We start from the raw sequence: 21,232 nt of genomic DNA, 5'->3' as shown, positions 1-21,232 counted from the left end.
CCAGAATAAAACTTTTTTATTTTTCTGTAGCTTATATAAACTTTAAACAGCAAAAAAACCAATTTACAGTAATTACAATCCTTTTAAACATACAATTAATTTCAAATAGAATATTAACCAGACTAATGATTGTGGTAAATTTTTGAGGTCTTGTTTATTAGAATTTTACCGCAAAGTTCGCAAGGTTTTCATAATAATCATGTTGATAAAACGCAGAGTTCACAAAGCTTTGTAAACTTTGCGTTTTTATTTAAACTTCTATATAGAACCTTGTCTTGTCCTAAAATAGGTTTACACAAAAGTGTAAACCTATTTTAGGACAAGACAGTCGGATTTTTTTAAAAAAATTCGTGCAAAAATCACCACTACTTGCAGAATTCTTTTTTAATTTTTTTTTAATTTTTTTGTGATCTTTATACTGAATTCAGGTTCAATGGAATTTATAAAATGTAACCACCCATATATTCTATCACGAGTAATATCTATTTCATTAATTATTAAACTTTTGATTTCTTGATGTTTTAATTGATGTTTTTTAATTTTCAATTTCCGCATAATATGTTCTTCATATCCATATTTTCCAATATAATATGCTTCTAATCTTAATTCTCTTTTTATTTTTTTAGGAATTCTCGGGTAATTATCATCAAATACAGAAAGTCCTGTAACATATTGTTTTTGTCCCCTTTTCATCAATTTGGTTTTTGAATTGTTTATTTCAAAACCATATTTAGTAATGATTTTTGTGATTAATTCGAGGTTGAATTGAGTTGAATTACTTGAAAAATATAAATCATCTGCATAACGAGTATAATTAATTGTTTCATCAATATTTTCAAGAATTTCCAAATCCATTTCTAAAGCAACAATATTCGCTAGAATTGGACTTGTACTAAAACCTTGTACTAAATATCCATTTACGCAAGCAATATTAGAAACCCATTCAGAAACTTGAATATTTATACCCAATTTAATAAGTGATTCAATAATTTGATTTTGGGTGATTGTTTCAAAAAAGTCCTTAATGTCTAAAGTAAGAATTTGTTTTTTTGCTAAATGTGCAAAAGCATTTGTTTTAATGTTTTTTTTAGATACAAAACCTTGGACACAATCTAAAGGTTTATAAATATTCGATAGTCCAGTATTTAATATTTTTTGACAATGTTCTAATTCGTGATTTAAAGAATTATGTATCGTTCGATAACCTAAAGTTGGATTTCTTTTCTCGATATAAAATTTCTCAATAACTATTGTACTTTCAAGTATTTCGAAATCAACATTCTCATTCTTTTTATGGTCAATTATCACATATTCTCTTAAATTGACAGAATCTAAAAAAGATTCCCGACATCTTAAAAAGAATAAAAATTGTTTTTTCGTTTCTATTTGAAGTAAATCCATTTCTAATAAATAAGTGGGCGTTAGGGTAAGGTAGATAGTAATTTATTCTAATAATCGGATACGAACTCATATCCATAATTTTACCCTAACTACCCACTATATTCTCTTTTTAAATTGGTTATGTTGATTTTTTTATTATCAGTTTTTTTTCTTCCTAAAAAAACATTTTTATGCAAGATATTAATAACTCCTATTTTTGGAGAGATCAAATTGAAGTTTTTTTCCATTCGATCATCTTTTTTATCACTTTTTAAAATGCTATACAGAATGTAATTTAGGTAATCTATTATTGAAAGGTTAATTAATTCTTTACCTGCAATGTGATATTCAAGGTCAAATGTCTCGTCAAAAGATTCAAAAACATCTTTCACAATGTTTCTTAACGATTTCTTTGCAATCTCAATATTCTCAAAATAAAAAATATTTTTATCGTTCTTATTACTTTCTATTCTGTCATTTATTAGTTTCCTTAAAAACATTTCAAATATTTCAAAATCTTCTTTGTCTGTTTTTAAATTTTTAAAATAATCCGTTTTTTTATTTACAACAACAAAATATGCTCTAAAATTAAAATAATGTAAACGCTTGTAATAATGCTTCCTTACATCAGGATGATTTTCTACAGCATGAAAACCTTGAAGTTGAATAGCTTCAATATCTTCAATAAAATAGTCGTCATTTAGAATTTCTTCCTTTATTTCATTTATTGTTTTTAATAAGGTTTCTGGTGAATCTGTTTTTATACATCCGTGTATAAAAATATTTGAGTCGTTATTTATGTGACCCGCTTCATCGATATAGAAATAATTAGTTTTTTTCATTTCTTCTTTTGACTTCTATCTTTTGCAGATTTTTATAAAATTTCTGACCAACCAAAAACATACACAAGTTTATACAACTTTTCTCAATATACAAAACAAAATTTAAGTTTATTCTCATTTATAAAAACACAAATGTAACTCAAAAAAAAGCTAAACTCCTTAAATGAAGAATAGCTCTTTTACTATTGATTTTTGAAATTGTTATTGTTATTGCAATTGAATTTTAATTCCTCAAACAACCTTTTAAAATAGAAACTGGATGTTGAGCTTTTCTGCTCGTTCCGTCATAAATTTGATGACGGCAAGAAGTTCCTGCTGCGGCAATAGCAACATTTTCATGGGTGGATCTGATTTTTGGAAACAAAGTGTCTTCGCCCATTTGCATACTTATTTCGTAATGCTCTTCTTCATAACCAAAAGAACCTGCCATTCCGCAACAACCCGAATTATAAATAGTAACCGAATTGTTTTTAGGGAGATTCAACATTGTAAAAGTAGCTTCTACAGCGCTCAATGATTTCTGGTGGCAATGGCCGTGAATTTTAATTTGCTTTTCGTTGGTCGAAAATTGTCCTGCATGAATTTTCCCTGCTCCAATTTCTTTCTTGAAAAACTCTTCGATAGTCAAAACGTTTTTAGCTAATGTTTGAGCCGCGGTTTTGTCTTCTGCTAATCGTAAATATTCGTCTCTAAAAGTCAATATTGCCGAAGGTTCAATTCCTATTAACTGGCAATCGTCTGAAATAATAGGTGCAAAAGTAGCGACGTTTTGAATAGCAATCATTTTGGCTTCTTCCAGAAATCCTTTCGAGATATAAGCTCTTCCGCTTTCTTCATGCTCCACAACAATTACTTCGTAACCTAATTTTGTCAGCAATTCGAAAGTATCAATCCCAACATTTACATCATAATAATTGGTAAACTCATCACAAAACAAAACTACTTTACCATTTGTATATTTCTTATTGCCATTGTCATTGTCATTGCTATTGACATTGTTATTGCCATTTTTCTCAAGCCATTTTCTAAAAGTCTGTTTGGCTAACAACGGAACTTCTCTTTGTTGCGCCACTCCCATTCCTTTTTTCACCAAAGAAAGATTAGAAATAAAATTAGTCAACGACGGAAAAAGACTTCCCATCTTATTCATTTTCGCATTATTAGCAAAGATTTTATTGCGGAACGAAAAACCATTTGCTTTTTGGTATTGGTACAAAAACTCGGCTTTTAAAGTCGCCACATCTACATTTGACGGGCATTCGCTGGCACAGGCTTTACAACTTACACACAATTCGAAAACTTCGTACAATTCCTTGTGGTCGAATTTATTATCTTTTTCCGAATGCGTTAAATATTCGCGTAAAGCGTTGGCACGGGCACGAGTCGTATCTTTTTCATTGCGGGTAGCACGATAACTCGGACATAAAGTTCCGCCCGCCGAAGGCAATTTTCGACAATCTCCGGAACCATTGCATTTTTCGGCAGCTCTTAAAATTCCCATACTATCAGAGAAATCCTGAATAGTTTGAATATCAGGTTCTACTCTACCGGTTTCAAAACGGAAATTTTCATCCATTTTTAACGCATTGACAATTTTCCCCATATTCAAAACCGAATTCGGGTCGAATGCTAATTTGATGCGCTTTAATAATTCGTAATTCTTTTCGCCAATCATAAAAGGCAAAAATTCTCCTCTTACAATTCCGTCGCCGTGTTCTCCACTCAATGAACCTCTATATTTTTTGACCAAAATAGCGACTTCGGTAGCGATATTTCTAAATTGGTAAACACCTTCTTTCGTCTTTAAATTCAAAACGGGACGCAGGTGCAATTCTCCCGCTCCAGCATGTGCATAATAAATGGCTTCTTGTCCGTGACGTTCCATCATAGCCGAAAAATCAGCAATATAATTAGGCAAATCGCTCAATTCTACCGCTGTATCTTCAATAGAATCGGCCGCTTTGTCATCACCCACAATACTTCCTAAAAGTCCAAGACCAGCTTTACGAAGTTCGTTTACTTTATCAACATCTGCTCCGTATAATTTTACCGAGGCATAACCAAAATTATTGTCCTCTAAATCCTTAATCAAAGCATCGGCTTGTTTTTCAGCCTCATCCATATTGATATAGGAAGCTACTTCAAACATCATAATCGCTTTGGGTTCACCCTGAATAAAAAAGCGGTTTTTGCTTTGTTCTTTATTGTTTTTAGTACAATCTAAAATGGTATCATCGATCATTTCGCAGGTGTACAAATGATGTTTCATCGCAATCATTACCGCTTCTAAACTCTCTTGAATACTCTCAAAATGAGTCACCACCATAATATTATTCGTTGGAGGCAAATCGTCTAATTGTAAAGTCACTTCGGTTGTAAAAGCCAGCGTTCCTTCGCTTCCACAAAGTAATTTCCCCACATTTATGGTTGGTTCAGTTCCACCAAATAAATCTGATTTTAATAAAATATCAACGGCGTAACCAGTATTTCTTCTATGAATTTCTGGTTTTGGAAATTCGTTTTTTATCTCTTGTTGGTTGGCTTCATTCGATAATTCTTCATATAAATTCCTGTAAATCGAACTTTCGAGCGAATCGCCTTTGGTTTTTTCTAAAAAATTAGCCGAAGTAATAGTATTAAAAACCACCTGAGAACCATCAGCCAAAACGGTTTTGATTTCAATAATTTTATCACGCGTCACTCCATAACGAATAGATGTTGTTCCCGAAGAATTGTTCCCCACCATTCCACCAATCATACAACGATTAGAAGTAGAAGTATTAGGTCCAAAAAACAATCCGTGTGGTTTTAAATACAAATTTAATTCGTCCCTGATTACACCTGGCTGAACCGTAACCGTCTTTTTTTCGGCATTAAGCGAAATGATTTTTGTAAAATATTTCGAAACATCTACCACAATTCCGTCGCCAATAGTTTGTCCTGCTAAGGAAGTTCCAGCCGTTCTGGGAATTAAAGTTGTCTTATTTTCAATAGCATAACGCACTAATTTTACAATATCCTCAGTTGTTTTAGGCAATGCCACCGCCAAAGGAACAATTCGGTACGCCGAAGCATCCGTAGCGTATAAGGTTTTATGAAGATTGTCGTACAAAAGTGTTCCTTCTAACAAATCAGACAATTGCTTTAATGAATGGGAATGAGACATACTAGGGCTATCTTAGGGTATTTGAAAAATTATTTGACAAATATAAATATATCCATTTTTAAAAAATGATAAATAAACTATTTAAAACAAAAGAGCCTGTTTAATTTATTTTAAAAAAGAAATTTTCTTATCCCGTCCCTAAAAGGTGGAAATTTTCTTGAAATTTATCAAAATTACTCCTTTAGGGTTTGGGGAAATTAATTTTGATGAATTTTAAACAAACTCTAATAAAAACCATTGTCGTTTCGATTTTGGCAAAAAAATTGTGATGCCAATAGCATCGAGAAAATTAATGCTGATTTATCTCGGAAACTTCACTAAAAAAACTATTTTTGGTAGCAATAAAATCCATCATTCAATGAATCCTAAAAATCCAATCTTCTTATTTGTTTCTGTCTTTCTACTGTCTTTTGGCTACAGCCAAGCACAATTAAAAACCTCAAATCCTAAAAATGAATTCAGAGCCGTTTGGATTGCAACAGTGGCAAATATTGACTGGCCAATAAGCAATACCGATGCTGTAGAAAAACAAAAAGCCGATTTTATTGAAATTTTAGATACCTATAAAAAACTGAATTACAATGTAGTTATTGTCCAAATTCGTAGTGCAGGCGATGCTATGTATCCTACAAATTTAGCACCTTGGTCTAAATATTTAACTGGAAAACAAGGACTGGCGCCTTATCCTTTTTACGATCCTTTGGACTGGATGATTACACAAGCCCACGATCGTGGTTTTGAATTTCATGCTTGGTTGAATCCTTACCGAGCAACGATGGATTTGAATACTACTGCATTAAGCAGAACTCATGATGTGATCAAACATCCAGAATGGATGATCAAACACGGTGTAAAATACTATTACAATCCTGCACTTCCAGAAGTGCAAACGCATTTAATTAATATCGTTGACGAAGTAGTTACGAAATACGACATTGATGCCATTCATTTTGATGATTATTTTTATCCGTACAGAATAAAAGGCGAAGAATTTAATGATTATGCCTCTTTTAGAAAATATGGAAAAGGCATGAGCGTGGAAGATTGGCGTCGTGATAACGTCAATGTTTATTTGAAAAACACTAATGCTGCTATCAAAAAACTAAAACCTTGGGTTCAATTTGGCATCAGTCCGTTTGGAGTTTGGAGAAATAAATCTGTAGATCCAAGAGGTTCGGACACACAGGCTGGACAAACTAATTATGACGATTTGTATGCCGATCCAATGGCGTGGATGGAAGGCGGCTATATTGATTACCTTTTGCCACAATTGTATTGGAGTATCGAACACAAAACGGCTTCTTATGCTAAATTATCAAAATGGTGGTCGGAAAACACAAAAAATGTGGCGCTTTATATTGGAAACGGAACGTATAAAATCAATAATGATTCGGATAAAAAATGGTCTAATCCAAACGAAATTCCAAACCAAATTGATTTAACTCGTCGCTATGATAACATTAACGGAAATGCTTTTTTTAGTGCCAAATGGTTTATAAACAAAAACAAAGCAGTAACCCAATTGCTCCAAGAAAATCAATACCGCTATCCAGCCTTACCATATGTTGTTCCTAATTCGAGACAAGAAGTTAAGGATACACCTAATGTAACTAACATCAATAACCAAAGTGAGAATACCGAAATTACACTCCGTTTTCCAACCCAAAGTAAAATTCGTTATGTAATGGTTTATGGCACGACTAACAAAAACCTGATTAATATTAATGATCCAAGCCAGATTATTGATAAAATTGCTTTCAAAGAAACCAAAGACAGTATTGCTATCAGTATTCCAAAACTATATCTGGAAAAGCACAATAACTGTGCATTAACATTTGTGGATTATTTTGGAAATGAAAGTCAGGCTACTTTACTGAAAGCAAACAACCAAAACCTAAGTACCAATGAAAGCAGATAATACACCCTGGTATTGGATTCCCTTATTAAATTTTGCATCGGGTTTTCCGTATGTAATCATCATTTCTGTTTCGGTTTTGATGTACAAAAACCTTGGTATCAGCAATGAAGACATTGGTTTTTACACCAGTTTATTGTACTTGCCTTGGGTTATTAAACCCTTATGGAGTCCGTTTATTGACTTGCATGGCACCAAAAGAAAATGGTTTTTGAGTATGCAATTATTCATTTCCATAGCATTTCTAATTGTTGGATTTATTATCCCAACAAGCCATTTTTTCATGATGAGTTTGGCTATTTTTTGGGTTGCTGCCTTTGCTTCTGCTTCGAATGATGTAGCCAGTGATGGTTTTTATTTATTGGCGTTAACCAAAGACCAACAATCGTTCTTTTTAGGAATTCGAAGCACTTTTTACAGAGCATCGATGTTGACTGGAAATGGATTAATCATTCTTTTTGCGGGTTATTTAGAACATTTATACGGCGATAATCAAAAAGCTTGGTCCTACACCATGATTTTGGTTGGATTGGTAATGTCATTTTTAACGGTTTACAACTATTTTGCTACTCCAAAAACTGAATTACCAATTAAAATAGGAGAAACCGAAGAGAAAAATTTCGCTACTGTTTTTGCCAGTTTTTTCAAAAAGAAACAAATTGGATTAATCCTTGCCTTCATCCTTTTATTTCGTTTAGGAGAATCACAATTGCTTAAAATGCTGACTCCTTTTTTAGTCGATAAAACAGCTGTTGGCGGAATGGGATTAGAAACGGAAGACGTAGGAATCATATATGGAACTTTCGGATTAATTGCCCTTACTGTAGGCGGAATATTAGGTGGAATTGCTATTTCTAAACAAGGTTTAGGAAAATGGATGTTACCTATGATTTTGATTATGCATTTGCCAATTCTTGGTTTTGTCTTGTTAGCTCATTTTCATCCCGCTTCGGTTTATTATATTTATGTAGTCGTTATTCTGGAACAATTTGGTTATGGATTTGGTTTTGCTGCTTTTATGATGTATTTAATTTATGTTGCCGAAGGCGAATCAAAAACATCCCACTACTCTATTGCAACAGGTTTTATGGCACTCGGAATGATGCTTCCGGGAATGCTGAGCGGATACATTCAGGAATATTTAGGATATGGTAACTTCTTTATTTGGGTTTTCTTGGCTACTATTCCAGGAATTATTTTATCCCGATTTTTGATTTTTCCAAAGGATTTTGGGAAGAAGGTTGAATAATGTCTTTTTAATTCCATCAGATTCGATGGAATTAAAAATATAAAATAGAAATAGTATGGCTAAATCAAATAAAATAGAAGTAAAAGGAAGCGAAATCAATATACTTTCAAATTCAGAGCAAGATTATATTTGCATTACTGACATTGCTAGGCATAAAGATCCAGAACATATTGATGATATTATAAAAAACTGGTTACGAAACAGAAACACGATAGAACTTTTAGGCTATTGGGAAATTCTAAATAATCCTAATTTTAAACCCGTCGAATTCGACGGGTTTAGAAAACAAGCAGGCTTGAATAGTTTTACAATGACTGCGAAAAAATGGATTGAATCTACAAATGCCATTGGAATAATATCTAAATCTGGACGATATGGAGGGACTTATGCCTATAAAGATATTGCTTTTGAATTTGCTTCTTGGATTTCTATTGAATTCAAACTGTACATCATTAAAGAGTTTCAACGTCTAAAGGAAGAAGAAAATAGCAGTAAAAAACTTGAATGGAATTTACAACGAACCATTTCTAAAATCAATTATAGAATACATACTGATGCTATAAAAGAAAATCTAATTCCGTTAAGTTTATCAACAAACCAAAAGAATTTTATTTATGCTGATGAAGCCGATATACTTAATGTAGCACTATTTGGTAAAACAGCTAAAGAGTGGCGCACCGAAAATCCAAACGAGAAAGGAAATATTAGAGATATGGCTACAATCGAACAATTAGTCGTATTATCAAATCTTGAGAGTATCAATGCTATGCTCATACAACAAGAAATAATACAACAAGAACGGTTAATAAAATTGAATGAAATTGCTATTAGCCAAATGAAATCCCTTATCAATACCAACGCATTAAGTAAATTGAAATAATTTTTACCAATGCCAAATTCTAAACAATGACATTAGAACAAAAAATAGGACAATTCTTTTTTCCAGCTGTTTTTATCAATGACAATGAAGAAAATATCCAGGCAACCGAAGCACTAATTAAAAAATACAATATTGGTGGATTGACTTTTTTTCACAGTCGTGCTAGTGCTGCGACAAATTACGAATCGAAGAAAAAAATTGAATTCAACGATGACAGTTACCTTCGATTGAAAGAATTAATTGTCCGTTATCAAAAATGTGCTTCTACTCCACTTTTGATGAGTATTGACGCCGAATGGGGTTTAGCTATGCGTGTCGAAAAAACACCACAATATCCTTATGCCATTACGCTTGGTGTTTTACCAGAAGAACAAAAAGGATTGGTTTACGAAGTTGGAAAGCAAATAGCATTAGACTTAAAATCAGCGGGAATTCATTATAATTTGGCTCCTTTGGCTGATATCAATAATAATCCAAATAATCCAGTTATTGGTTATCGTTCTTTTGGCGAAGACAAAAATAAAGTTGCCAATTTTGCATTAGAATATTTACGCGGAATGAATGATACTGGCGTTTTAGGCTGTCTAAAACATTTTCCAGGTCACGGAAATACCAATGTCGATTCGCATTTAGGATTGCCTATTTTAGAAGAAAACCTAGAACAATTATTAGGGAACGAATTGCATCCGTTTATCAAAGGAATTGAAAATAATGTCGATTCGATTATGATAGGACATTTGGCTGTTCCAGCTTTGAACGAAGGAAAAGACACTTCGGCAACCTTGTCTAAAAATATTATCCAAACACTTTTAAGAGAGCAATTGGGTTATGATGGTTTGGTCATTTCAGACGCTTTGAACATGCACAGTGTTTCTAAATTATACAACATTAAAGGCCAACTGGAATGGGAAGCTTTTAATGCTGGAAATGATGTATTGTGTTTTGCCGAAAATGTTCCCGAAGGCATTCAGGCTATTTTAGAAAATGCTTCTGCGAAACGCATTGACGAAAGTTTTAATCGAATTTGGAAATGCAAAGAAAAAGTTGGTTTATTCCAACCAGAAAACAATAATACCGAATTAAATTTCGAAAAAGCCGCAGTGTTAAATGCTGAAATTGCCAAATATAGCATTACAAAAATGATTGATACTGTTGATTTTGAAACCATTCAAAAAGCAAATCAAGAACAAAAAGTAGCACAATTATCTTTATACAAAAATGTAGCAAATGATTTTTCAAAAACCATTCATTCTTCGTTGCAATCACCACAATTTGCAATTGAATCAATAGTGAATTTTGATATTTTAGCTTTCGAAAAAGAATTAGAATCTTTTGATTATCTAATTATTTCATTGTTTGTTCCAAAAGCAAAACCGCTGAATAAATTTGAAATTGATGCTATTATCTTTGAATTATTAGAAAAACTATTGGCTACCAAAAAATGTATCGTTTATGTTTTTGGAAACCCCTATGTTTTGCCTTTAATTCCTAATTTAAACAAGGCTTCAAGACTTATTCAGGCGTATCAGGATTTTAGCGAATTTCAAATTGTGGCTGCAAATCAATTTTTATTCAATTATGAATGTAGCGGAAAATTACCCGTATTAATTGACATTCAATAATTTAAAGTATCAATTTTGTTAACTATAACCAAACACTATTATTAAATAAATATTAATAATCAACTACTATTACCATAAACCTTTTTTAAGGCTTATTTTTGCACCAACAAATAATAACTTTAAAAATAAATACTATGTCTTTAGTAGGAAAAAAATTCCCAAGCATTGCAGTTGACGCCATTTCTGAAATGGGTGATAATTTAAAAATCAACATCTTTGAAGAAGCAGTAAACAAGAATAAAAAAGTACTTTTATTTTGGTATCCAAAAGATTTTACTTTTGTTTGTCCAACTGAATTACACGCTTTTCAAGCTGCTTTGCCAGAATTTGAAAAAAGAAATACAATTGTAATTGGTGCTTCTTGTGATACTAACGAAGTACACTTTGCATGGTTAAACACTGCAAAAAACAATGGTGGAATTGAAGGAGTTACTTACCCACTTTTGGCTGACACAAACAGAAACTTATCTAACATTTTAGGAATTTTAGATATCGATTCTACAGAATACAGCGAAGAAACAGACTCAGTTATCGTTGAAGGTTCAAACGTAACTTTTAGAGCTACTTACCTAATTGACGAAACTGGAAAGATTTTCCACGAAAGTGTTAACGATATGCCATTAGGTCGTAACGTAAACGAATACTTGCGTATGGTTGATGCTTACACACACATTCAAGTAAAAGGTGAAGTTTGTCCTGCAAACTGGGAAGCTGGAAAAGAAGCAATGTCAGCTGACAGAAACAGTACTGCTGCTTACTTGAGCGCTAACTAAAAATAAATTTCAAATTTTTAAAATTCCAAATTCCAATTTTGGGATTTGGAATTTTTTCTAAAAGAATCACTAACATTCTAAAAATTAAAATTTACTAAGTTCAATCGTAAGATTTGGAATTTGGAATTTAAATTATTGGAATTTAAATTAAAAAATATGTTAATCGAATTAAACGAAGATACATTAGCTAATCTAGTTAATGAAAATGAAAAAGTAGTGGTTCAATTTTCGGCATCATGGTGTGGCAATTGTCGTATTATGAAACCAAAATTCAAAAAACTAGCTACCGAAAATGAATCCATCACTTTTGCATTAGTTGATGCTGAAAATTTTCCAGAATCCAGAAAATTAGCTAATGTAAGTAACTTACCAACTTTTGCCACTTTTGTAAATGGGAAATTGGTAAACGAAACACAAACGAACAAGCAAGAAGTCTTAATCGAATTGGTTAACGAAATCGTTTAATAAATAATAGAGGTGAAAACTTCTGACTTCTGACTTCCAACCTCTAACTTCTAACTTTATGAAACTACCCGTAATAAAACAATTAACTCAGTTTATCGAAGAAAACGACCAGGATTATATCATCGAAACTATAGAAGTACTAGAAGCAATGACTGAGATTTCTTCACTTAAGGATGAAGAATTAGATGTTATTGGCGAATTAATTTCGAATATGTACGGCGCACTTGAAGTACATAAACTAGTTCAAAATGGAACTGATAAAAAAGAAGCACTGAATACTTTTATGAAAAGAGTTTTGGGCTCTATCGATAAATAATACTTTTTATATAAAAATCGCAAGTAAAATGCATCTCAATCAGTTGCATTTTTTTGCATTTAATGCTCTTTCTAAAAGAAACATTGCATTAAAAATGATTCTTCAATGATTTAAAATCTTAAATCAGAAATCCTAATTCTTAAATAATTTTCATACTTTTGAGGCTCATTAAAAAAAATAATTATGGCTTCAATTACATTAGGAGGAAATCCAATAAACACTGCAGGAGAATTACCAAAAGTAGGTTCAAAACTTGCTGATTTTAAATTAGTACAAAACGATTTATCAGTAGCTTCATTAAGCACTTTCTCAGGTAAAAAATTAGTTTTAAATATCTTTCCAAGTGTTGACACTGGAACATGTGCTACATCAGTAAGAAAATTCAATGAGGCTGCTGCCAAATTAGAAAATACTGCTGTTTTATGTATTTCAAGAGATTTACCATTTGCTCAAAAACGTTTTTGTGGAGCAGAAGGAATCGAAAATGTAGTTAACTTATCTGATTTTCAAGAAGGAAGTTTTGGTAAAGCAAACGGATTAGAAATCGTTGATGGACCTTTAGCAGGATTGCATTCAAGAGTATTAATTGTTACTGATGCTGATGGAACAATTTTACATACTGAACAAGTTGCTGAAATTGCTAACGAGCCTAATTACGATGCTGCCTTAGCAGTACTTTAATTTCTTATTGATGGCATTTCAAAAAGACAATACCTTTCTTACCGGACGATTAAAAAGTGTTAGCTACGCTCTAAAAGGCTGTATCAAGCTGATCACTACGGAACACAGTATAATGGTTCAAACGTCATTAGCAGTTATATTAACTGTGGCTGGATTTGTTATAGGAATTACTACTACCGAATGGCTTTTTCAAACTTTAGCTATCGGTTTAGTATTGAGTATTGAAGGATTGAATACTGCAATAGAAAAAGTAGCCGATTTTATTCATCCAGATTATCATGAAAGAATTGGTTTTATAAAAGACATTGCTGCTGGAGCAGTATTTTTCTCAGCAATTACGGCAATAATTATTGGTTTAATCATATACGTACCTCACTTTATTTAGAGGTTTAGTTACACTATAGAATGGCAAAAACAACAAAAAAAGAGACTTTAGATTCGAAAAATAATCCAAACCCTAAAGTTTTCAAATCATGGGAAATGTCTAAACAGCATAAAACAATTTTAGGCTGCCTTTTAGTCCTATTTTCTATTGCTTTATTAGTTGCTTTTGTTTCTTTCTATGTTTATGGGCAAGAAGACCAAAGTGCTGTTTTAGAATTAACTGACAGAACAGAAACTGTAAAAAATTGGCTAGGAAAGTTTGGTGCTTTCCTGGCTGATTTAATTGTTTATAAAGGCTTTGGACTGGCTTCTTTCCTATTTGTTCGCTTATTATTTTTAACTGGAATCTTTTTAATATTAGGCATTTCGAACCGAAAACTAAAAAACATTTGGTTTTGGGATTTATTTGTTATGATTAATTTATCGGTTTTATTCGGTTTTTTTGCCACTTCCCTACCTGAATTAGGCGGAATTATTGGTTACGAATTAAATATCTTATTTCAAGATTACATTGGAAAAACAGGTACGCTGTTAGTATTAATCTTCGGACTGATTATTTATGTTATTTTCAAAATGAAATTATCTCCTGAAAAGATTCAATCTTTTTTTGAAAGCAACAAAAAAGCAATTATTCCTGTAGAAAACAACGATGCTACCTCTACTTCCAGTGCATATAACTTAGAAGAATTTGCTATAACAGAAGAATCTGAATTAGAAAAAAATTCAAAGCCAAAAGTATCTCAATTCGAAATTAATAAAGAATCACTTAAGCCAACAATTAGTCATTCCTCTGAAATTGATTTGAATCCTGTTCCTAAACCAATTCCAGTTGAAAAGCCACTTCCAGTTGTAGCTGTCAATGATGATTTTGTAATTGAAACTACTGCCGAAGAAGAAGTAATAGAAGAAAATCTGGCCGCAAGACTAGTTTCTGATTTTGGATTATTTGACCCAACATTAGACTTATCGAATTATAAATTCCCAACAATTGACTTATTAAAAGAGTATTCTACGGGTGGAATTACCATAAATCAAGAAGAATTAGAAGAAAATAAAAACCGAATTGTAGATACACTTCGCAATTATAAAATTGAAATTGCCCAAATTAAAGCGACAGTAGGACCTTCGGTAACTTTATACGAAATTGTTCCTGAAGCAGGAATTCGAATTTCTAAAATTAAAAGTTTAGAAGACGATATTGCGCTTTCGCTTTCGGCACTTGGAATTCGTATCATTGCACCTATTCCAGGAAAAGGAACTATTGGTATTGAAGTTCCAAACAAGAATCCTACTATGGTTTCGATGAAATCGGTTATTGGTTCGGCTAAATTTCAAGAAGCTGAAATGGAATTACCAATTGCTCTTGGAAAAACCATTTCTAATGAAACTTTTGTTGTTGATTTGGCAAAAATGCCTCACTTATTGATGGCTGGTGCAACTGGACAAGGAAAATCGGTTGGATTGAATGCGGTTTTGACTTCACTTTTATACAAAAAACATCCAGCTGAAGTAAAATTTGTTTTAGTTGACCCGAAAAAAGTGGAACTTACGCTTTTCAACAAGATTGAAAGACATTATTTAGCCAAATTACCGGACACCGAAGATGCCATTATTACTGATAATGCAAAAGTTGTCAATACTTTAAATTCACTTTGTGTGGAAATGGACAACCGTTATACTTTATTAAAAGATGCAATGGTTCGAAACATAAAAGAATACAATGACAAATTCAAATCACGAAAATTAAATCCTGAAAACGGACACCGATTTTTGCCCTACATCATATTAGTAGTTGACGAATTTGCCGATTTGATTATGACTGCAGGAAAAGAAGTCGAAGTTCCTATTGCACGTTTGGCGCAGTTAGCCCGAGCCATTGGTATTCACTTAATTATTGCAACTCAAAGACCTTCGGTAAATGTAATTACAGGTTTAATTAAAGCCAATTTCCCTGCCAGAATTGCTTTTAGGGTAACTTCTAAAATTGATTCCAGAACGATTTTGGATACACAAGGAGCTGATCAATTAATTGGTAGAGGAGATTTATTATACACTAATGGTAATGATGTAGTTCGTGTACAATGTGCTTTTATCGATACTCCCGAGGTAGAAAAAATTACTGATTTTATTGGATCTCAAAAAGCGTATGCTACCGCTTACCTGCTTCCAGAATATGTGGGTGAGGAAAATGGCATCAATCTTGATATGGATATCTCCGACAGAGATACATTGTTTAGAGAAGCTGCCGAAATTATAGTCAACGCACAACAAGGCTCGGCCTCTTTGTTACAGCGAAAACTAAAATTAGGATACAATAGAGCTGGTCGATTAATTGATCAATTAGAAGCCGCTGGAATTGTTGGTCCTTTTGAAGGAAGTAAAGCCCGCAGCGTAAACATTCTAGACATGCATGCTCTGGATCAATTTTTTAATAATGAAGAAAACAACTAATACAATGAAAAAGATTATCCAAATTGCATTTATCTTATTAATTTGCTTTTCTACTCAAGCGCAAGACAAAAAAGCTAAAAGCCTTTTAGATGAAGTTACCGCTAAAGTAAAAAGTTATAATAATATTGTAATCGATTTTAAATATTCACTTAATAACAGTAAAGAAAACATCAATCAAGACAGCAAAGGAAATGTAACCTTAAAAGGAAATCAATATGTTCTAAATTTCATGGGTATGACTAAGATTTTTGACGGTAAGAAAACCTATACTATTGTTCCTGAAGATGAAGAAATAAACATATCAACTGTAGATGAAAATGACGATAGCGCAATTACACCATCAAAAATGCTAACGTTTTTTAACAGTGGTTACAAATATTCGATGAATATTTTACAAAATGTTAGAGGTCGAAAAATACAATACATCAAATTGATCCCTACAAATCCAAAAGATCAAAGAAAAGAAATCTTGTTAGGTATTGATGTACAAACCAAACACATTTACAACTTGATTGAAACAGGAAAAAAAGGAACAAAAACTACTTTGACCGTTAATTCTTTTAAAACCAATCAACCTTTGTCAAAAAATCAATTTACCTTTGTAGCTAGTAAATATCCAAATTACTACATCAATAAATTAGATTAATTCATTACGTGAAAATTCTCGACAAATACTTATTAAAAACATTCTTGATTACATTTACTACGGTATTTCTAATCTTGTTTTTTATATTCATACTTCAAACGATTTGGCTTTTTATTGCTGAACTAGCTGGAAAAGATTTAGACTTTCCTTTAATCATCAAGTTTTTACTCTTTTCAATGCCGCGAATTATTCCGTTGGTACTTCCTCTCTCTATTTTACTATCATCCATCATGACTTTTGGTAATCTGGCTGAGAACTACGAGTTTGCTGCAATGAAATCTTCAGGGATTTCTTTACAAAGAGCCATGCGAAGTCTTACCGTTTTTATTGTAGTCTTGAGCATCATTGCTTTCTTTTTTGCAAACAATGTAATTCCTTTTGCCGAATATAAATTCATTAATTTTCGAAAAAACATTGCCCAACTTAAACCAGCAATGGCAATTACTGAAGGCCAATTTAGTGATGTAGGGTTCTACAACATTAAAGTCAATAAAAAATCAGGCGAAAACGGAAACAAATTAGACGGAATTACAATCCACAAAAAATCAATCAATAGTGATGGAAGTAAAACCGTAATAAAAGCAAAAAATGGCGAATTAATAAGTAGCGAACAATCTAGTATTTTACAACTTGTTTTAAATAATGGTAATTATTACGAAGACATTACTCCTAAAAAATATACGGATAGAAAAAAACTTCCATTTGCTAAGAGTTCGTTTAAAAAATATCGAATAAATATTGATTTATCCCAACTCAACAATGTGGATGTAGATGATGAACAAGTAACCAATTCCAATTCCATGTTAACTGTAAATGAACTGAATTATACCTTAGATTCATTACAAAAAAATTATAAAACCGAAATTGATTCTTACTCTGAAAATATCAATTTAAGAACCATTATCGAAAATAGGACTTTTAATGATATTGGCAATAAAGAGTTAGTTCAAAAAAGAAAAGCACTTCCTTCTGATATTTTGTCATTATTTGATAAACACAAAAAAGCAGAAATTTTAAAGATAGCCAGTACTAACCTGAGTAGTATTGGTTACAGTATTGATGGTAGCAGAACCAACTTAAAAGCAAAGCAAAAAAACATCAACAGTCATTTATTAGCATTATATGATAAATTTGTCATTGCTTATGCTTGTTTTATGATGTTTTTTATTGGAGCACCACTTGGAGCCATCATTCGAAAAGGAGGACTTGGACTTCCTATTATTTTTGCAGTATTGATTTTTATTACCTTTCATTTCATCAATACTTTTGGAAAAAGATTTGCACAAGAAAACGGAATTACTCCATTTTTAGGAGCTTGGATGTCCTCTATCATATTAACACCATTAGCCATTTTACTGACGTATAGAGCCACAAATGACATTGGTTTGATTAACATGGATGCTGTACTAGCACCACTCCAAAAATTAATACAAAAACTTATAGTTAACAAGAAAAAAATAACCGATAATGGTCAAAGATAAAATACAATTAAATACAATTGAAGAAGCAATCGAAGATATCCGCCAAGGAAAAATAATCTTAGTTGTTGATGATGAAAATAGAGAAAATGAAGGTGATTTTTTAGCAGCTGCCGAAAAAGCAACTCCCGAAATGATCAATTTTATGGCTACACACGGTCGCGGATTAATTTGTGCTCCTTTAACTGAAAGCCGTTGTAAAGAATTAGGACTTCACGTTATGGTGGGCAATAATACAGATCCGATGGAAACTGCATTTACCGTTTCTGTCGATTTAAGAGGAAAAGGAGTTACAACAGGAATTTCTGCTTCAGATAGAGCCGAAACTATTTTAGCATTAACAGATCCTGCTACAAAACCACATGATTTAGCCAGACCAGGACACATTTTTCCTTTAATTGCAAAAGAAGGTGGTGTGTTAAGAAGAACGGGGCATACTGAAGCAGCGATAGACTTTGCAAGATTAGCTGGTTTTAAACCCGCTGGTGTTATTGTAGAAGTAATGAACGAAGATGGGTCGATGGCACGCTTGCCTCAGTTAGTTAAAATTGCTAAAAAATTCGATATCAAAGTAGTTTCTATAGAAGCGCTTGTTGCTTATAGAATGCAACATGATAGTATCATTGTTAAAAAAGAAGATTTTGATATCAATACTCGTTTTGGAACTTTTCGTTTAAGAGCTTACGAGCAAATAACAAACAAACAAATCCATATTGCTTTAACCAAAGGGACTTGGAATTTAGGAGAGCCTATCTTAACCCGAATCCACTCTTCTCAGGTAAATAATGATTTGTTGGGAACATTGACTAATAATGTCGATCAACAATTAGATTCCATGTTTAAAATAATTAATGAAAATGGTCGCGGGGCAGTTATATTCATCAACCAAGATATGTCGGCTGTAAACCTACTGAATCGTATCACCGAATTGAAATCACTTCAAGCCGAAGGAACAATGAAAGCTCCTAAAGTAGTAATTGATACTAAAGATTACGGAATTGGCGCGCAAATATTACACGACATTGATATTTCAAAAATCCGATTAGTATCCAATACTGCTCAAACCAAACGTGTAGGAATGATTGGTTATGGCCTAGAAATAACTGATTATGTAAACTATTAGTTCCTATTTTAAAATAAATTTAAAAACAATTATAAGCTAACTATCACAAAATAAAATCATTAAATCAGCTATCAAAAAATAGCTGATTTTTTTTTCGAAATAGTTTGGATTTAAACGAAAAAACGCCTTATATTTGCACTCGCAATCAGGAAATGATAGCAACATACTGGAGAAATGGCAGAGCGGTCGAATGCGGCAGTCTTGAAAACTGTTGACTGTAACAGGTCCGGGGGTTCGAATCCCTCTTTCTCCGCTGAAGGCTAAAAAAGAGACTTTTCAAAGTTTTCAAAAAAGCCTTAAAAAAGCGGTAAACCCTGCAAATCAAACGATTTGCAGGGTTTTTTCTTTTATACCACTTTTCAATATTTATAAAATCACGCAAAATCTTTATGGCACATTCGTGGCACAGTATGAGATTTTAAAATTGTGCCACAAAATTTTATCTTAAGTCCTATTATCAGAGGGGTTAAGCAGGTTTACATCTTGTCTAAATTAAGTTATAATTCTACATTTACTAATCTAATAAGTTGAATTATGCTAGAGAAAAGCTTTGGGCTAATTTTCTTTTTGAAAGTACCCCGCCATGAAAGTAACATTAGAACCGTTTATTTCAGAATTACCGTTGATGGTATCCCAAGAGAAGCATCAACCAGACGCCAGTGGGACATTGAGCGCTGGAATCAGAAAACTGAGAGAGCAGTAGGAACAAAAGAAGATGCAAAATCGCTGAATTTTTTCCTGGATTCACTCACTACGAAAATCCATGAAATCAAAACAGAAATTATGTATACAGGAAAACCCATAACCTCCCAAAAGATTATGGATCATGTTATGGGAAGAATAACACCCAGAGCTCGGGTACTTGAAGAATTTCAAAAACACAATGATGAAATGAAAGCCCTAATTGGTAACGGATATACAGAAGCCACACTAGAGAGATTCAGTATCACTAAAAACCACGTTACAGCATTCATTAAATTAAAATACAATGCCAGTGATTTTGAATTTGCTGATTTAAATTTTGAATTTATAAAAGATTTTGAGTTCTATCTTCGTACAGTAAGGAAATGCTCAAATAATACCACACTTAAATATATTTCCAACTTCAAGAAAATTGTAATACGAGCCATAGATAAAGAAATCATTATCAAAGATCCATTTAAGAGTTTTAAAGGAAAGAAAACTAAAATTGTAAAGAAGCCTATTTCTGCTAAAGAATTAGCTGAACTTGAAAGACATCAATTTTCAACAGACAGACTCAATACTGTGCGTGATATTTTTGTTTTCCAATGCTATACCGGACTTGCTTACATTGACGCTTTTCAGCTTCAGAGAGCCGACATAAAAGATGGTGTTGACGGAAATCAATGGATTTTATATGAAAGACAGAAAACAAATTCTACGGCAAGAATTCCGCTTCTTCCAAAGGCTATCAAAATTCTTGAAAAATATAAAGACCATCCCTTATGCCTTAAGCGCGGAACCGTACTGCCTGTTTCTTCTAATCAGAAAATGAATGAATACCTTAAAGAAATTGCTGATTTATGCGGTTTTCCCTTCACGCTCAATACGCATATGGCACGCAGAACATTTGGGAGTACAGTAACATTAAATAATAACGTCCCTATTAATGTTGTAAAGGAAATGTTAGGGCATTCATCAGTGAAACAGACGGAAGCTTACGCTATCACAGAACAAGCTACTATAGGTCGGGAAATGACACTTCTAAATAAAAAACTAAAGCTTGAAAAAACTGAAATATCACAGGAAGATTTAAGTACACTTAACAGATTGGAGAATGAAATAGAATTAATTAAAGAGAAATATAATATTTCGACACTATCCTAAAAAAGAAAAGAGG

General features: G+C 32.5%; 17 protein-coding genes and 1 tRNA gene. 15 read left to right on the top strand and 3 right to left on the bottom strand.

Annotation, left to right across the window (positions count from 1 at the left end; all coding sequences use genetic code 11):
* Positions 1–384: 384 nt before the first annotated feature.
* The 3 genes from AAGV33_RS03385 to AAGV33_RS03375 all read right to left on the bottom strand — a co-directional run bounded on the left by AAGV33_RS03385 (position 385) and on the right by AAGV33_RS03375 (position 5,388).
* A complete protein-coding gene (locus AAGV33_RS03385) occupies positions 385–1,401 on the bottom strand; it encodes a reverse transcriptase family protein (RefSeq protein ID WP_373390538.1) in 1,017 nt (338 codons plus the stop codon).
* An 89-nt stretch (positions 1,402–1,490) separates the two neighbouring features.
* Positions 1,491–2,222, bottom strand: coding sequence for a hypothetical protein (locus tag AAGV33_RS03380; protein ID WP_373390537.1), 732 nt, complete (start codon positions 2,220–2,222; stop codon positions 1,491–1,493).
* 223 nt (positions 2,223–2,445) lie between these two features.
* A complete protein-coding gene (locus tag AAGV33_RS03375; RefSeq protein WP_373390536.1) occupies positions 2,446–5,388 on the bottom strand; it encodes an FAD-binding and (Fe-S)-binding domain-containing protein in 2,943 nt (980 codons plus the stop codon).
* A 268-nt stretch (positions 5,389–5,656) separates the two neighbouring features.
* Between AAGV33_RS03375 and AAGV33_RS03370 the strand changes: the two genes are divergently transcribed.
* The 15 genes from AAGV33_RS03370 (at position 5,657) to AAGV33_RS03300 (ending at position 21,219) form a co-directional block, all read left to right on the top strand.
* On the top strand, positions 5,657–7,306 hold the full coding sequence (locus AAGV33_RS03370; RefSeq protein ID WP_373390535.1) for a glycoside hydrolase family 10 protein: 1,650 nt from the start codon (positions 5,657–5,659) through the stop codon (positions 7,304–7,306).
* On the top strand, positions 7,293–8,552 hold the full coding sequence (locus tag AAGV33_RS03365; RefSeq protein ID WP_373390534.1) for an MFS transporter: 1,260 nt from the start codon (positions 7,293–7,295) through the stop codon (positions 8,550–8,552). The genes AAGV33_RS03370 and AAGV33_RS03365 overlap by 14 nt, the downstream gene beginning before the upstream one ends.
* Before the next feature lie 55 nt (positions 8,553–8,607).
* Positions 8,608–9,432 carry a KilA-N domain-containing protein gene (locus AAGV33_RS03360; protein ID WP_373390533.1) on the top strand — a complete coding sequence of 275 codons (825 nt, stop codon included), beginning with the start codon at positions 8,608–8,610 and terminating at the stop codon, positions 9,430–9,432.
* Between the two features lie 26 nt (positions 9,433–9,458).
* Positions 9,459–11,054: a glycoside hydrolase family 3 protein gene (locus AAGV33_RS03355; protein ID WP_373390532.1), complete on the top strand. Its 1,596-nt coding sequence runs from the start codon at positions 9,459–9,461 to the stop codon at positions 11,052–11,054.
* Between the two features lie 134 nt (positions 11,055–11,188).
* Positions 11,189–11,827 carry a peroxiredoxin gene (locus AAGV33_RS03350; protein ID WP_373390531.1) on the top strand — a complete coding sequence of 213 codons (639 nt, stop codon included), beginning with the start codon at positions 11,189–11,191 and terminating at the stop codon, positions 11,825–11,827.
* 156 nt (positions 11,828–11,983) lie between these two features.
* On the top strand, positions 11,984–12,292 hold the full coding sequence (locus AAGV33_RS03345; RefSeq protein ID WP_071186001.1) for a thioredoxin family protein: 309 nt from the start codon (positions 11,984–11,986) through the stop codon (positions 12,290–12,292).
* 58 nt (positions 12,293–12,350) lie between these two features.
* Entirely contained in the window at positions 12,351–12,608 is a 258-nt protein-coding gene (locus AAGV33_RS03340; protein WP_161644780.1) for a DUF6952 family protein, read from the top strand.
* Positions 12,609–12,791: 183 nt separating this feature from the next.
* Positions 12,792–13,289: a thiol peroxidase gene (gene tpx / locus AAGV33_RS03335; protein WP_373390530.1), complete on the top strand. Its 498-nt coding sequence runs from the start codon at positions 12,792–12,794 to the stop codon at positions 13,287–13,289.
* Between the two features lie 10 nt (positions 13,290–13,299).
* Positions 13,300–13,674 carry a diacylglycerol kinase gene (locus AAGV33_RS03330; protein ID WP_373390529.1) on the top strand — a complete coding sequence of 125 codons (375 nt, stop codon included), beginning with the start codon at positions 13,300–13,302 and terminating at the stop codon, positions 13,672–13,674.
* A 20-nt stretch (positions 13,675–13,694) separates the two neighbouring features.
* Positions 13,695–16,124, top strand: coding sequence for a DNA translocase FtsK (locus AAGV33_RS03325; protein ID WP_373390528.1), 2,430 nt, complete (start codon positions 13,695–13,697; stop codon positions 16,122–16,124).
* Between the two features lie 4 nt (positions 16,125–16,128).
* The gene (locus tag AAGV33_RS03320) at positions 16,129–16,770 is read left to right on the top strand and encodes an outer membrane lipoprotein periplasmic chaperone LolA1 (protein WP_373390527.1); all 642 of its coding nucleotides are present in this window, start codon (positions 16,129–16,131) and stop codon (positions 16,768–16,770) included.
* An 8-nt stretch (positions 16,771–16,778) separates the two neighbouring features.
* Complete coding sequence (locus tag AAGV33_RS03315) at positions 16,779–18,251, top strand: LptF/LptG family permease (RefSeq protein ID WP_373390526.1); 1,473 nt, start codon at positions 16,779–16,781, stop codon at positions 18,249–18,251.
* Positions 18,238–19,371 carry a 3,4-dihydroxy-2-butanone-4-phosphate synthase gene (ribB, locus tag AAGV33_RS03310; protein ID WP_373390525.1) on the top strand — a complete coding sequence of 378 codons (1,134 nt, stop codon included), beginning with the start codon at positions 18,238–18,240 and terminating at the stop codon, positions 19,369–19,371. The genes AAGV33_RS03315 and ribB overlap by 14 nt, the downstream gene beginning before the upstream one ends.
* A 168-nt stretch (positions 19,372–19,539) precedes the next feature.
* Positions 19,540–19,624: transfer RNA gene (locus AAGV33_RS03305), tRNA-Ser, on the top strand.
* 281 nt (positions 19,625–19,905) lie between these two features.
* Positions 19,906–21,219, top strand: coding sequence for a site-specific integrase (locus AAGV33_RS03300; RefSeq protein ID WP_373390524.1), 1,314 nt, complete (start codon positions 19,906–19,908; stop codon positions 21,217–21,219).
* Positions 21,220–21,232: the final 13 nt, after the last annotated feature.

It is taken from the genome of Flavobacterium magnesitis, from assembly GCF_041729735.1.
In the GTDB taxonomy this organism is placed as follows: domain Bacteria; phylum Bacteroidota; class Bacteroidia; order Flavobacteriales; family Flavobacteriaceae; genus Flavobacterium; species Flavobacterium magnesitis.
The sequence above is the reverse complement of the archived record's forward strand: the minus strand, read 5'-3'. Positions and strand labels throughout refer to the sequence as shown.